At 41.2% G+C, this 13,343-nt stretch carries 17 protein-coding genes and 1 tRNA gene; 17 read left to right on the top strand and 1 reads right to left on the bottom strand.

Annotated features, from left to right (window positions below):
• The first annotated feature begins 79 nt into the window (after nt 1-79).
• From J0L60_08735 to nadB, 12 genes are read left to right on the top strand one after another with little or no spacing between them, the layout of a single operon-like run.
• Nucleotides 80-913, top strand: coding sequence for a PASTA domain-containing protein (locus J0L60_08735; GenBank protein ID MBN8546204.1), 834 nt, complete (start codon nt 80-82; stop codon nt 911-913).
• Entirely contained in the window at nt 913-1,572 is a 660-nt protein-coding gene (locus J0L60_08730) for a ribulose-phosphate 3-epimerase (protein ID MBN8546203.1), read from the top strand. Before J0L60_08735 ends, J0L60_08730 begins: the two co-directional genes overlap by 1 nt.
• 8 nt (nt 1,573-1,580) lie before the next feature.
• Nucleotides 1,581-2,747 carry an N-acetylglucosamine-6-phosphate deacetylase gene (gene nagA / locus J0L60_08725; protein ID MBN8546202.1) on the top strand — a complete coding sequence of 389 codons (1,167 nt, stop codon included), beginning with the start codon at nt 1,581-1,583 and terminating at the stop codon, nt 2,745-2,747.
• Between the two features lie 10 nt (nt 2,748-2,757).
• The gene (gene folP, locus J0L60_08720; GenBank protein MBN8546201.1) at nt 2,758-3,549 is read left to right on the top strand and encodes a dihydropteroate synthase; all 792 of its coding nucleotides are present in this window, start codon (nt 2,758-2,760) and stop codon (nt 3,547-3,549) included.
• On the top strand, nt 3,542-4,360 hold the full coding sequence (gene cdaA / locus J0L60_08715) for a diadenylate cyclase CdaA (protein MBN8546200.1): 819 nt from the start codon (nt 3,542-3,544) through the stop codon (nt 4,358-4,360). Before folP ends, cdaA begins: the two co-directional genes overlap by 8 nt.
• Nucleotides 4,357-5,019 (top strand): glycosyltransferase family 2 protein, encoded by a 663-nt coding sequence (locus J0L60_08710; protein ID MBN8546199.1) that lies wholly within the window; start codon nt 4,357-4,359, stop codon nt 5,017-5,019. The genes cdaA and J0L60_08710 overlap by 4 nt, the downstream gene beginning before the upstream one ends.
• A gap of 1 nt (nt 5,020) precedes the next feature.
• Nucleotides 5,021-5,698: a metal-dependent hydrolase gene (locus J0L60_08705; GenBank protein ID MBN8546198.1), complete on the top strand. Its 678-nt coding sequence runs from the start codon at nt 5,021-5,023 to the stop codon at nt 5,696-5,698.
• 36 nt (nt 5,699-5,734) lie between these two features.
• A complete protein-coding gene (locus J0L60_08700; protein ID MBN8546197.1) occupies nt 5,735-6,502 on the top strand; it encodes a ParA family protein in 768 nt (255 codons plus the stop codon).
• On the top strand, nt 6,502-7,431 hold the full coding sequence (locus J0L60_08695) for a ParB/RepB/Spo0J family partition protein (protein ID MBN8546196.1): 930 nt from the start codon (nt 6,502-6,504) through the stop codon (nt 7,429-7,431). Before J0L60_08700 ends, J0L60_08695 begins: the two co-directional genes overlap by 1 nt.
• Nucleotides 7,412-7,945, top strand: coding sequence for a hypothetical protein (locus tag J0L60_08690; GenBank protein MBN8546195.1), 534 nt, complete (start codon nt 7,412-7,414; stop codon nt 7,943-7,945). The genes J0L60_08695 and J0L60_08690 overlap by 20 nt, the downstream gene beginning before the upstream one ends.
• Before the next feature lie 5 nt (nt 7,946-7,950).
• Nucleotides 7,951-8,664 carry a hypothetical protein gene (locus J0L60_08685; GenBank protein ID MBN8546194.1) on the top strand — a complete coding sequence of 238 codons (714 nt, stop codon included), beginning with the start codon at nt 7,951-7,953 and terminating at the stop codon, nt 8,662-8,664.
• 2 nt (nt 8,665-8,666) lie between these two features.
• Nucleotides 8,667-10,295: an L-aspartate oxidase gene (gene nadB / locus J0L60_08680; GenBank protein MBN8546193.1), complete on the top strand. Its 1,629-nt coding sequence runs from the start codon at nt 8,667-8,669 to the stop codon at nt 10,293-10,295.
• On the opposite strand, the gene J0L60_08675 is transcribed toward nadB, so the two are convergent.
• Nucleotides 10,292-11,230, bottom strand: coding sequence for a hypothetical protein (locus J0L60_08675; GenBank protein MBN8546192.1), 939 nt, complete (start codon nt 11,228-11,230; stop codon nt 10,292-10,294). The two genes, nadB and J0L60_08675, sit on opposite strands and share 4 nt — an antisense overlap.
• A 97-nt stretch (nt 11,231-11,327) precedes the next feature.
• Here J0L60_08675 and J0L60_08670 point away from each other — a divergent pair, with 97 nt between their 5' ends.
• The 5 genes from J0L60_08670 to J0L60_08650 all read left to right on the top strand — a co-directional run bounded on the left by J0L60_08670 (nt 11,328) and on the right by J0L60_08650 (nt 13,299).
• Entirely contained in the window at nt 11,328-11,600 is a 273-nt protein-coding gene (locus J0L60_08670) for a hypothetical protein (protein ID MBN8546191.1), read from the top strand.
• Entirely contained in the window at nt 11,597-12,022 is a 426-nt protein-coding gene (locus J0L60_08665; GenBank protein ID MBN8546190.1) for a 3-dehydroquinate dehydratase, read from the top strand. Before J0L60_08670 ends, J0L60_08665 begins: the two co-directional genes overlap by 4 nt.
• Nucleotides 12,023-12,034: 12 nt before the next feature.
• Nucleotides 12,035-12,715 carry an HAD-IA family hydrolase gene (locus J0L60_08660; protein ID MBN8546189.1) on the top strand — a complete coding sequence of 227 codons (681 nt, stop codon included), beginning with the start codon at nt 12,035-12,037 and terminating at the stop codon, nt 12,713-12,715.
• Between the two features lie 71 nt (nt 12,716-12,786).
• A complete protein-coding gene (locus J0L60_08655) occupies nt 12,787-13,218 on the top strand; it encodes a MerR family transcriptional regulator (GenBank protein ID MBN8546188.1) in 432 nt (143 codons plus the stop codon).
• A 4-nt stretch (nt 13,219-13,222) separates the two neighbouring features.
• Nucleotides 13,223-13,299, top strand: a tRNA-Pro gene (locus tag J0L60_08650).
• Nucleotides 13,300-13,343 lie beyond the last annotated feature (44 nt).

Genomic DNA, 13,343 nt, shown 5'->3' with positions numbered 1-13,343 from the left:
ACTGCGACTTAATTTCTCTAATTCATTTTTTTGTGATAAATTTCATGTTTAAAACAAAAATTTCACTAAAACAGATTTGATGAAAAAAACTCGCAAAATCACACTTTTACTAAGAGCATCCTACATTGTTCTCGGTTTGTTTATTTCTCTTTTTGCAATAGATAAAATAATCATGCCATTCTATGTATCCGGAGATGAAGTAAAAGTTCCAAATGTTGTCGGACTGGACAAGCAACGTGCTCTCGATATTTTGGACTCGATCGATTTAAACTACTCAGTTTCAAATGTGATCGAAGTATCAGATCCCACCAAAGATGGTAAGATTCTTCAGCAAAAACCGGTTAATGGTAAAATTGTAAAAGAAGGAAGAGTAATTTTACTTTGGGTGGGCAGTTACCGAGGCAGCGGTCCGAACGATACCCGGCAGACTGTCGAAGTTCCCGATCTGATTGGAAAAACCTACGCAGAAGCTGAACAGATTTTGCTTTCTTCAAACCTGCTTCTCAGACTTATAAACAAAGTTTCAGAACCGGACCTCCAGGCTCTCGTTCTCGAGCAGAGCCGTAAACCGGGTGAGAAAGTTCCCGAAGGTTCTTCGATTTACATTCGAATTGACATGCCGGGTGATATTATCGTCGATACACTCGATTTCAAATCAACTGAAGAGGATCAGAGTACCGATATTGACATGGTAACCATGCCGGGATTAAAGAAATTGTCAAAACAGGAGGCAATCAAACAACTTACCGATCTTGGGCTGAAAGTTGGTACGATAAAAGAAGTCGTTTCTCCTGACCATCTTCCCGGATCAGTGATTGGCCAAAGTATCAGTCCAGGAATAAAAGTGAAAAAAGGTGAAGTCGTCGATCTTGAAGTCTCTGTCTCAAATTCTGATGAGGAGATTATCCAGTGATCAGGAAGATATTAGCGCCTTCAATTTTATCCGCTGATTTTACGAATCTTGAACAACAGATAAAAATCGTTGAAAATAATGGTGCCGGTTTCATCCATTGTGATATAATGGATGGAAAATTTGTACCAAACCTTACTTTTGGAAGTATCATAGTAGAGGCGGTCCGTCGTATTACAGAACTTCCTTTAGATGTCCATTTGATGGTTGAGGATCCGGATTCTTTGATTCCCGGTTTTATAAAGGCAGGTGCTGATTTCATCACTGTACATCATGAAGAGGTGGTCCACCTTGACAGAACATTAAACCGTATCAAGGAATACGGTGCCAAGGCCGGTGTTGCCATAAATCCGGCAACTCCGGTTGAAACGCTCTCTGAGGTATTGGATCTGGTAGACCTGATTCTTGTAATGTCAGTAAATCCGGGGTTCGGTGGGCAAAAGTTTATTCCTAATGCTCTTAAGAAGATAAAGAAGCTTGCCGCTCTGAAAAATGAGAACGGTTACGACTATCTGATTGAGGTGGATGGTGGAGTAAATCAGGAGAATATCAAAGAAATTTCAAATGCAGGTTGTGAAGTATTCGTGGCAGGGTCATCGATTTACAACGCAAAGAATATTAAAGAGTCAATGAATAATTTTTTAAAGATTTTAAATAGTTGAGGTAAACTGTGAAATTAGCACTAATCGGCGGAGAGATAATCACTCCCTTCCGTATCGTTAAAAACGGCACTATTGTTATGCAGGATGGACAGATATCTGACATCGGAAAAGCCTCGGATGTAAGAATTCCAGATGAATGCGAAGTGATTGATGTAAGCGGGAACATTGTAACTCCCGGTTTTGTCGATCTCCTTGTTCATGGTGGTGGTGGAAAAGGTTTTGCCGATGAAGATCCTTCTAGCATCGGTATAGTTGCTGATTATTTTATTCGTCATGGATCAACCACGGTTCTGGCTTCACTCTACGCAAAACCAAAAGATCAACTTTTAGCTGATTTAAGGAGGATTGCTGATTACATTCATGCCAACCCTGATTCGAATATCATAGGAATCCACATGGAAGGCCCATACCTTAACCCTGTATTAAAGGGTGCCATGAACGAGGAATACCTTTGGACTCCATCAGTCGAATCATGGGATGAAATGTGGGAAGCTTCTCGCGGGCTTATAAAAATAATGACAATTGCCCCTGAACTTGAAGGATCACTTCAGGTAATGCGGGCTGCTGCTTTAAAGGGTGTAGTCCTTTCAATCGGACACTCGACAGCCAACTATGAAACCATTGAGCTTGCCATTGATCACGGCGCTGCACATGTTACCCACATGTTTAACGCCATGACTCCGTTGCACCACAGAAATCCCGGGGTGGTATTGGGTGCGATGTTGCGAAATGAATTGAAAATAGAGCTGATAGCAGATACACTTCATGTTCACCCTGCGGTTATGGAATTGCTGCTCAAGCTAAAGGGATCGAACGGGATTATCCTGATAACAGATTCCATTCGCGCCGGTGGAATGCACGAGGGTGAGTATGAATTTGCAGATCAGAAAGTTTACATGAAAGGCAGTAAGGCATTTTTATCTGACGGCACTCTCGCAGGAAGTACGCTTACCTTAAATCGTGCGATCAAAAACATGATTAAAAAAGCTAATGCAAAAGTGACTGAATCTGTCAGAATGGCTTCATTGAATGGCGCAAAGGTTCTGAATATTGAAGACAGAAAAGGTATTCTCGCTGTAGGAAAAGACGCAGATATTGTAGTGATGAATGATGAGTTTGAAGTGGAAATGACAATTCATCAGGGAAATATCAAATATAAGAGAATGCTGGACTAACCTGAGTATCGTGACAAATTTGAAGATTGCAGGAATTGTCAATGTAACACCTGATTCCTTTTCAGATGGCGGACTTTATTTTTCCGCTGTAGATGCCATTCGCTATTCGCTCGAAGTTTTGCACCGGGGTGTGGACATCATCGATATAGGTGGTGAGTCGACGCGGCCCGGTGCAGAAGAAGTAACCGCCGGGGAAGAAATCAGACGGACGATTCCTGTAATTAAAGGGATCCTCAGGGAAATACCTGATGCAGCAATCTCAATTGATACATACAAAAGTGAAGTTGCCAAAGCTGCGCTCGATGAGGGCGTAACATTCGTCAACGACATAAGCGGAGGCACTTTTGATGCAGAAATGTGGAAGGTTGTTGCGGGTTCCAAGGTAAAATATATTTTGATGCATACACCCGGGAGACCTTCGGTAATGCAGCAAATGACCACCTACAGTGATGTTGTGAATGATGTGAAAGGCTGGCTTTTATCAAGAGCAAAAGAAGCTGAAGGTGAAGGAATCAGTGAAGTGATAATCGATCCGGGTATTGGTTTTGGCAAGACAGTCGAGCAAAATATCCAAATTATCTCGAACATTGATAAGTTCACGAATAGTGGCTTTGATGTTTTAGTTGGTCTCTCAAGGAAATCCTTCATCGGAAAATATCTGAATCTTGAAACCTCTGAGCGGGATTTCCCATCTGCGATGTATGAGTTTTTCGCTGCACTAAAAGGAGTTCGCTATATAAGGACCCACAACATCGAAAACGCACTGAAATACAGGAAAATTTTGGAGAGTCTGAATGTTTGATCTTTTCCAAATCGGTTTTGTTACTTTCAGATTCCTCGATTTACTGGATATCATTATCGTTGCTGCGATAATCTACAATATCTACAAACTGCTTCGCGGAACCGTAGCAAGTCAAATCCTTTTTGGACTGGTAATAATTCTCGTACTCTTCCTTATCTCCCAAGCCCTTAACCTGAAAGCTGTCAGCATTATCCTGAAGGTTATTACTGATATCTGGCTGATCGCTTTTATAATTCTTTTTCAGCCTGAGATCAGGCGTTTTTTGGCGTCCCTTGCTTCCAATCCGTTGTTCCAGGCTTTCCGAAGGGATAAAAACAATCCCGGTCTGGTGGAAGTGCTTACCAATGCTGCGATCGCGCTCTCAAATGTCGGGCACGGTGCCTTAATTATTGTCGAGAAGGAAAATGATCTAAGACAACTGATAGAAAGCGGAACGGAAGTGAATGCGAAGGTTTCCACGATGCTGTTACGGTCGATATTTGTCCCCGGATCACCACTTCACGACGGAGCAGTTGTGGTTCGTGACGATATTATAGTTGCCGCACGGTGTTCAATCCCTTTTTCAAAAGAGGAACACTTTAGCGAAGAAGGCACCGGAATGAGACACAAGGCAGGTTTGACTCATTCAGCCGAATTCGATTCACTCGTGATTATCGTATCTGAGGAAACCAGAACCATCTCCGTTGCGCAAAATGGAACACTGACCCGTGGACTGACCAGGGAGTCACTTACAAATATTCTGAAAAAATCACTTGTTAAGGAAGAATCCACAAAAGATACCTTGCTTAGACGGATTTTCTTCAGAAAATGAGCTACTGCGTTGTAATTCCTTTCTATAACGAAAAACGCTTCATTTTCGAAGTGGTGAAACAATCACTCGAATATTCTCCGGTAGTAATCGCGGTGGATGACGGCTCCACGGACGGAGGAGCGGAACTTATAGGTGGAATGGAGGGCGTGGAAATAATAAGACTTGAACCAAATTCGGGTAAGGGAAACGCGCTTGTAACGGGATTCAAGTCAGCATTGGACAGAGGATTCAAAAAAATAATTACTTTGGACGGTGATTTACAACATCCCCCAAAATACATTCCATATTTTCTTGCTGAATTGGAGAATTATGATTTTGTAATCGGGAAACGGAAAATCAAACCGGGCATCATGCCGATCTCCAGAGTGATAAGTAATTCTGTCTCTTCATTTTTACTCTCAAAGAAAACGGGTGTCAGGATAATCGACAGTCAGTCCGGCTTCCGTGGAATAAGAGCGAGTCTGTTAAAAGAAATAATTCCCGTGGAAAAAGGTTATATTGCAGAAACAGAAATGATAATAAGGGCAGCAAAAAAACAGGCTTCATTTGGCTGGGTTGATATTCCTACAATTTATGGGGAAGAAAAAAGTAAAATGAAAAATATGGAAACAACTCTTAAATTTGTGAGTCAAATAGTTAAACCTTTGAAAGATTACTAAAATGAAGCTGCGATTTTTTGGGCATTCTGCATGCCTCTTTACAACGACAAATGGCATCCGGATACTTATCGACCCGTTTTTGGACGGAAATCCCGTTTCACCGGTGAAAGCTGATGAAGTTGATGCCGAATATATCATTTTAACACATGCACACGGTGACCATGTCGGTGACACCGTCTCAATTGCCAAACGATGTAATGCAACCGTAATCTGCGTATTTGAGCTTGGAAATATTCTCGCGGAAGAAGGTGTGAAGGTCCACACAATGCATATTGGTGGCGGGTTTAATTTTGAATTTGGCAGAGTAAAGTTTACAATTGCCCATCACGGAAGTGTTTATCCGGATGGAAGATATGGTGGAAACCCCGTTGGTGTGATTCTCACCGCTGATGGTTTAACCGTTTATCACACCGGTGACACAGGATTGTTTAGCGACATGAAACTTATCGGTGAGTTGAATAAAATTGATTACATGTTACTCCCGATTGGAGATAACTACACTATGGGAATTGATGACGCTGTAGTAGCTGTCGAATTTGCAGATCCAAAAGTTGCAATTCCGCTCCATTTCAACACATTTCCCGTGATCGAGAACGATCCCGAAGATTTTAAACGAAAACTTGAATCTGTAAACAAAAATTGTACGATTCTTAAATTTGGAGAAGAAATATCTTTATGACAGATTCAGAAGATATCAGGAACAGAAGTAAAAATTATGCATGGTAAAATAATATCCGTGGCGAATCAGAAGGGTGGAGTGGGGAAGACAACCACTGCAATCAACCTTTCTGCTTCGCTCGCGGTTGCTGAAAAGAAAATACTTGTTATAGATATTGACCCTCAAGGGAATTCATCATCAGGTTTGAGTTTCCCCAACACTCAGCCTTCCATCTATGATCTGCTCGTCGGGTCCGTAAGCTTCTCCGACACAATTGTTAAGGAAGTGATACCTTTCCTCGATCTAATCCCGGCAACAATTGACCTTGTTGGCGCGGAGATTGAACTGCTCGAGATGGAAAGAAGAGAATTCATCCTTAAGGAGCGTATCAAGGAGGCCAAATCAAAATACGATTATATCTTCATCGACTGTCCTCCGACTCTCGGAATCCTGACTTTGAATGCACTTGCAGCGAGTGATTCTGTACTTATTCCCGTCCAGTGCGAGTATTTTGCTCTCGAGGGACTTGGTCAACTGCTCAGAACCATCGCTTTGGTGAAGGAACGGTTCAACAAACATTTGACCATCGAGGGAGTTTTGCTGACCATGTATGATTCAAGGCTGAAACTTTCAGAACAGGTGGCTGAAGAAGTAAGAAAATATTTCGAAGACAAAGTTTTTGCAACAAAAATTCACAGAAATGTCAGGGTTTCGGAGGCACCAAGTTTCGGTAAACCTGTTCTGATGTACGACGCACTTTCAAATGGTGCAAAAAACTACATTGAGCTCGCTCAGGAATTTTTGGGAAGGAACAGTAAGAGGTGATGGGTAAAGGAAAAACCGGCCTCGGCAGAGGTCTCGAAGCACTTATGGGAAATAGAAATGGTGAGGATTTTCAGACTCATGAGGTGGAGAGAAAGGAAACGCAATCAGCTGATTCAATTGTGAAACTGCCAATTATGCAGATTAAACCGAATCCTTTTCAACCCCGAACAAATTTTGACCGTCAGTCGCTGGAAGATCTGAAAAAATCGATCCAATCGAACGGCCTTATCCAGCCGGTTACTGTGAGAATTGTCGGGAAAAACAGCTATGAACTGATTTCAGGAGAGCGCCGTTTAAGAGCTTTCAGGGAATTGGGGCTCTCAGAGATTCCTGCTTATATCATGGAAGTCTCCTCCGACGAAGTTATGCTTGCCATGGCTCTCATCGAAAATATTCAGAGAGAGCGGCTCAATCCAATTGAGGAGGGTCTCGCATACAAAAGACTTATGGAAGAATGCGACCTCACACAGGAGGAAATCGCTGAACGGGTTGGTAAAAACAGATCGACTGTGGCAAATTCAATAAGATTGCTAAAACTTCCGGAAAAAATTCAGCAATCATTAATTGAAGATGAAATAACTGTTGGACATGCAAGGGCCTTGATCAATCTTCCCGGTGAATCTCTCCAACTTCATGCGTTTGACAAAATAAAAGAAGAAGGACTTTCGGTAAGGAAGGTGGAAGAGCTCGTAAAAAAAATGTCAAAGCCCTCTTCACCCAAATTAACAAGACTTCCTGAGAAACCTAAACCGAGAAATACGGCAGCCTTAAATTCAATTGAGGATTACCTGCGAAAATTGCTCGCAACAAAAATAACCTGTACTCAAAAACCTGACGGCACAGGAGATATTGTAATCCAGTTTTATTCAAATGATGAGCTTGACAGGCTGATCGAACTTTTTGAGATAATTGAAAAAAATCATATATAGCCTTACAGGTTTTATACTACTGCTGGCTGTGAACCTTTCCGGGCAGGGGATTGACACAATCAAGACAGACTCCACATCTTTGAATCAGGGTGCTCCGGGGATTGTGATGGATACAATTGGCAACTCTGACATTTATGTGCCGACTAAAGATCCAATGACCGCAGTTTGGAAAAGTGCGATCCTGCCGGGGTGGGGACAATACTACAACGAGTCATATTGGAAAATCCCTGTATTCTGGGGAGTATTTGGCTGGCTGGCGTATAATTATGTAACTAACAACAATAACTACTCTGATTACAAGAGCCTCTATATTCAGTCCGGTTTTTCTATCGAGAGTTATCGCCGTTTAAGGGATTTTTATCGCGATCAACGAGATTTATTTGTAATTTATATTGGAATTGCTTATTTAGCCAACCTGCTTGACGCATATGTTGATGCAAGTTTATTCGATTTTGATGTATCGGAAAACTTCAATACAGGCAGTAAACAGCTAAATTTCAAATTTAAGTTTTGATCAACATGATCCCTTCAATAATAATCTGTTCCAAGTGCGGGACAGAAAATTCGCGATTCAACCATGATTGTACAGATTGTGGTAACATACTCCGCGACAGAGTTGCCAACATCGACTTGTGGGAAACCCTTTCCGGAATTATCGATCACCCCGGCGAAACCTTCGATAAAATAATCTTCGCGGAAAATAAAAATTTCACCTCCTTTTTTGTGGTTTTAGCAGTCTTGAAGTATTTTTTTCTCACACTTCTTTTCTCATTTCACTTCTACGAATATCAGTTTGACAAAGTACTGATGCTTTATTTCCAGTTTCTGGTACTTCTGGGTGTATTTCTGCTTTTGCCGTTTTTCCTTATAAAAACAGGAAATTTCCGTACTCTAAACCTGAAATGGCGGGATTTGATGGCTGGTGTCAGTTACTCATATGCTCCAATCGCAATGAGCGCGGCACTTTTAATATTTTTCGAATTCATAATCTATGGAGGTTTCCTGTTTAACAACCAACCTTCACCTCTCGACTTTAAACAATCGTTCGGAGTGATGTTCGTTTTGTTGGAGGTAATTTTCATAATCTGGACACTCGTCCTGAATACATCCTTATTTCACAGATTTGGAATCAAGAGAATAACAGCGCTCGTCATCTCGCTTTTGATGATGTCGGTTTATTCTGTAATATGTTTTCTGACAATTAATTATTTGAATTTCAATCAGGCTGGTTAATAATGAATTTTAAAACCGATGTTTTGGTAATAGGAAGTGGAATTGCGGGTCTTTACAGCGCAATAAAAATTTCTGAATTTGCTGAAGTAATTTTAGTTACCAAAAAAGATAAAAGCGAGTCCAACACAAACTACGCTCAGGGTGGTATAGCCTCTGTTCTTGACCCCAATGATTCATTTGAGAACCATATTAAGGATACTTTGATCGCCGGAGCGGGACTTTGTGACAGAAAAACCGTCGAGATACTTGTTAAAGAGGGTCCCGACCGGATTATGGAGCTTGTAGAAATCGGAACGGGATTTACTCTGAAAGACGGAAAACTTGACCTCGTAAGGGAGGGTGGACACTCATTCAGCAGGATTGTTCATGCAAAAGACCTCACCGGAAAAGAGGTTGAAAGGGCTTTGATTGAAAAGGCAGCGAATACCCCGAATATCAAAATTATCGAAAACACTCTTGCGATCGATCTTATAACAGAACACAATGTCACTAATTTGCGGCATCTTCCAATAAGCAGCAGGCACTGTTGGGGAGCTTATGTTTTGGAGAACAGTTCAGGTAAAGTAATTAAAATTACCTCAAAAGCTACAATTCTGGCAACCGGCGGAATTGGTCAGGTCTATTTTCATACCACGAATCCTTCAATCGCGACAGGTGACGGCTTTGCAATGGCTTACAGGGCGGGTGCAAAAATGGGCAACATGGAATTCATTCAGTTTCATCCAACTTCGTTTTATGACCCGAAACCTGACAACAAGGCTACACATTCATTTTTAATTTCTGAAGCAGTCAGGGGTTTTGGCGGAATCTTGAGGAACGGTTCAGGTGATGCATTCATGCACCGGTATGATCCGAGGAAGGAACTTGCTCCCAGGGACATTGTTGCACGAGCTATCGATACCGAGATGAAAAAGAAGGGTGAGGATTTTGTCTACCTCGATATCACACACAAAGAGAAATCTCAAATTCTTGATCATTTTCCCAATATTTATCAGAATTGTCTAAATCGGGGAGTGGACATAACCAGTAACTATATTCCGGTGGTTCCGGCAGCCCATTATATTTGCGGTGGAGTATGTGTGGATGAATTTTCAAGGACGACTCTAACCGGATTGTACGCTGTGGGTGAGGTGTCGATGACAGGGGTACACGGGGCAAACCGTCTAGCCAGCAATTCTCTTCTTGAGGCTTTGGTTTTCGCTCAACGGGCTGCAAATGATATCAGAAAGAACATTAATGATTTTCCCGGATGTGCAGAGCATATTCCTGATTGGGATGATTCTGGTACGCTGACTGCTGATGAAAAGGTTCTGATTACACATGGTGCGAGGGAGTTGAAACAACTGATGTCAGATTATGTTGGAATTGTCCGATCAAATCTTCGGCTCGATTTTGCTTCAAGAAGGATTAACCTTCTTTACAATGAAATTGAAGAGTTTTACAAGAAGACAAAAGTTTTTGATTCCCTGATCGAGTTGAGAAATCTCGTTACTTCCGGGTACCTGATTGTTAAGTCTGCTGTGATTCGAAAAGAGAGCAGGGGACTGCATTACACACTCGATTATCCGTTGACAGATGAAACAAGACCACCTGAGAACACAATCATTCAAAATACTTATCAGAAGTCTTAGGAAGCAGTACCTGACCAGTCATCAGGACTCAGCAGATGTTTAAGAATAATGCCGTAACGAAGTCCTGTAATTGAAACAAAGGTACCAGCGAGCCCCGTTTTTTTCAGGATTGTTTTAAGAACCATCGCACCGGCAGCCAAAAGATCTTCCCGTCCTTTCACTATTTTCCCGAATTTTCCATAGTCACTAAACGGGATATTGTGAATTCTTTTCAGGACTTCATCAATGTTTTCTATCGACAGATATTGCTTGTGTATCTTCTCACCATAGAATTCAGGATATTTTTTGTAGAGGGAGAAGAGTGTTGTAGGGGTTCCTGCTATTGAGATTGCTTTCGCCGGAAGCGGTTCGATATTTGTTAGTTCATCAAAAAAATCATCACAAAATTGTTCCAGCCTCTTTGTATTTTCTGCGGTAACCATCCCTTTACGAAGGAAATTCTCTCGGAGTGTTACGACACCGGTGCTAAAACTATTTTGAAAGATCAGATTGTTTCCTTCCTTACAAGTTACTTCACTACTGCCACCTCCGATGTCGATAACGGCTATCCTTTCATTTCTGTCGAAATCAGCAGTCGCCCCCAAATATGAGCAGTCGGCCTCAAGATCGCCTGAAATTATTGTAAGCTTAATTCCGGAAGCCTCATACACCCGTCGAATCACTTCATCGCTGTTCTTCGCAATCCTGAAAACATTTGTACCGCAAGCGATGATTTTTGTGACATTATTTGCATCGCACTCCTTCCTGTAAGAAGAATAGATGTTGCATAATTCAATGATCTTTTCCTCTTTGATCACACCTGACTTAAAAACATCCTCACCCATTCGGGGCATATTGTGAATTTCCTTCACCACTTTGAGGCTTTTCCCTGAATCTGTGGATGCTATTAGTAAAAGAACTGTATTTGTACCGGTGTCAATTGAGGCAATATTCATAAGATTTTATTATTTTGTGTTTTCAGAATATCTAAATTATTATGGATATGCAATTTATTAACTTTTCCTGAAGTTTTAGATTATTAAATCGCTGTAAATGAAGATAAAAGAAAAAGAGTTGGAATCACTCATCAATGAACTCAAGGATCTGGCATTCCAGCTTGGTGCAACAGTCAGATTTGAGAAAGGTGACTTTAGGGGCGGGTATTGTATCCTGAAGGAATCGAAAGTGATAGTGATCAATAAAAATGCCGGTGAACAAAGAAGAGCAAATATTCTTGCTTCTGCGCTTAAAGATCTTGGCGTTGATTCAATTTATACTTCACCAAGAATCAGGGAATTTATCGATTCAATGGCGGAAATGAAATGAAAATTGCGGTTATCAACGGGGCGAATCTCAACCTTCTCGGTGAAAGGGATGAATCAAAATACGGCTCTACGACTCTGGCATCAATTGAGGCAAAACTGAAGACGACATTTCCTGAAATCGAATTTCTTTTTTTTCAGAGCAATATCGAAGGAGAGATCGTCGAACAACTTCAAGAATTAAGAAAAGAAGATATTCATATAATAATTAATCCGGGCGGTTATGCCCACACCTCAGTTGTCATCAGAGATGCTTTGGAACTGATAAAAACCATTAAAGTGGAAGTTCATCTCTCCCATTTGGCAAACAGAGAGGACTTCAGACAGAGACTTGTGACAGCGACTGCCTGTGACGGTTACATTTCGGGCTTTAAAGATACAGGATATGTTGCTGCCGTTGAAATTATCAGAGATTTCGTAAAATAAAAGAGGATTCAGATGATTAAAGCTGTGATTTTTGATCTTGACAACACACTCGTGGATTTTATGAAAATGAAACGGTTGTCGATAGAGGCTGCTCTTACAGCAATGATTGATGCCGGACTAAAGATGGACCTTTCAAGTGCGTCGGCTGAAATAGATTTGATTTACAAAGAGCAGGGGATTGAGTATCAACAGGTTTTTGACCTCTTTCTTACCAAGCAGCTTGGCAGAATCGATCATAAAATCCTGAGTGCGGGAATCGTTGCATATCGAAAAGCGAGGGAGGCAAACCTGATTCCTTATCCTCATGTCTATTCGAGTTTAAATCAACTTGTTAAAATGGGAATTAAACTGGGGATTCTTTCAGATGCGCCGAGCAAGGAAGCCTGGCTGAGACTCGCTTATTTAAATTTCCACCATATTTTTGACGAAGTTGTTACATTCGATGAAACCGGGGAGAGAAAACCAAGTCCGGTTCCTTTTAAAGCCATCTTAAGAAAATTGAATGTCGAGCCTGCAGAGGCTCTAATGGTCGGCGACTGGGCAGAAAGGGATATTGTCGGTGCTGCTAATATTGGCATAAAGACTGCTTTTGCCAAGTATGGAGACACATTTAATACCCCGTTCCACAACGCTGATTACGAATTAAACGATTTCTCCGAGATTCTTGACATTATCAGCAAAGAGAATAATTAACCGTCAGAATATTGAATTTTGCTTTGTCTGACTATTTTTATACATTTGTAATCTAAATTTTTACGGTTCTGATGAAAGATTTTAACATCAAGAAGCTTTACTATTCGATTAGTGAAGTCAGTAAAATAACCGATGTGGAGCAATATGTGCTCCGTTTTTGGGAAAATGTTTTCGAGCAACTGAGACCTCAAAAGAACAGAGCCGGGAACAGAATTTATACCAATAAAGAAATCGAAACCATACTTTTTATCAAAAGTTTGTTGCGGGATCAGAAATATACTATCGAAGGTGCTAAAAAGGTACTTGCCGATCAGTACAAGGGAAAAACCCCGTCACTTGAAGAACTCAAAAGAGAAGAGTTCCAGGTTCATGATGATGAGTCTGATGAGAGCAGTCTTTTTGAAGCTGATCAGGAAAAAGAAGTATCCGGTGATAAATCGGAACTTTACAAAGATCTTGTTGAGATAAAAAACTTTTTGGAAATATTAAGAACAAAACTTTAGTTTTCGGAACGTAGCGCAGCCCGGTAGCGCACTACTTTGGGGTAGTAGGGGTCGCGGGTTCAAATCCCGCCGTTCCGACCATTTTATTCATCTTTTCTACTCGATTTTGCCTTTTCTACCTGCCT

This window comes from Ignavibacteria bacterium, assembly GCA_017302895.1.
Taxonomy (GTDB): Bacteria; Bacteroidota; Ignavibacteria; order Ignavibacteriales; family Ignavibacteriaceae; genus UTCHB3.
This window is presented reverse-complemented; position numbering and strand designations above follow the sequence as displayed.

Excerpts from the sequence above, each read along its gene's own strand:
- J0L60_08735 (MBN8546204.1), top strand. The coding sequence starts at position 80 with ATGAAAAAAACTCGCAAAATCACACTTTTACTAAGAGCATCCTACATT.
- cdaA (MBN8546200.1), top strand. The coding sequence starts at position 3,542 with ATGTTTGATCTTTTCCAAATCGGTTTTGTTACTTTCAGATTCCTCGAT.
- J0L60_08710 (MBN8546199.1), top strand. The coding sequence starts at position 4,357 with ATGAGCTACTGCGTTGTAATTCCTTTCTATAACGAAAAACGCTTCATT.
- J0L60_08705 (MBN8546198.1), top strand. The coding sequence starts at position 5,021 with ATGAAGCTGCGATTTTTTGGGCATTCTGCATGCCTCTTTACAACGACA.
- J0L60_08700 (MBN8546197.1), top strand. The coding sequence starts at position 5,735 with ATGCATGGTAAAATAATATCCGTGGCGAATCAGAAGGGTGGAGTGGGG.
- J0L60_08695 (MBN8546196.1), top strand. The coding sequence starts at position 6,502 with ATGGGTAAAGGAAAAACCGGCCTCGGCAGAGGTCTCGAAGCACTTATG.
- J0L60_08685 (MBN8546194.1), top strand. The coding sequence starts at position 7,951 with ATGATCCCTTCAATAATAATCTGTTCCAAGTGCGGGACAGAAAATTCG.
- nadB (MBN8546193.1), top strand. The coding sequence starts at position 8,667 with ATGAATTTTAAAACCGATGTTTTGGTAATAGGAAGTGGAATTGCGGGT.
- J0L60_08675 (MBN8546192.1), bottom strand. The coding sequence starts at position 11,230 with ATGAATATTGCCTCAATTGACACCGGTACAAATACAGTTCTTTTACTA.
- J0L60_08670 (MBN8546191.1), top strand. The coding sequence starts at position 11,328 with ATGAAGATAAAAGAAAAAGAGTTGGAATCACTCATCAATGAACTCAAG.
- J0L60_08665 (MBN8546190.1), top strand. The coding sequence starts at position 11,597 with ATGAAAATTGCGGTTATCAACGGGGCGAATCTCAACCTTCTCGGTGAA.
- J0L60_08660 (MBN8546189.1), top strand. The coding sequence starts at position 12,035 with ATGATTAAAGCTGTGATTTTTGATCTTGACAACACACTCGTGGATTTT.
- J0L60_08655 (MBN8546188.1), top strand. The coding sequence starts at position 12,787 with ATGAAAGATTTTAACATCAAGAAGCTTTACTATTCGATTAGTGAAGTC.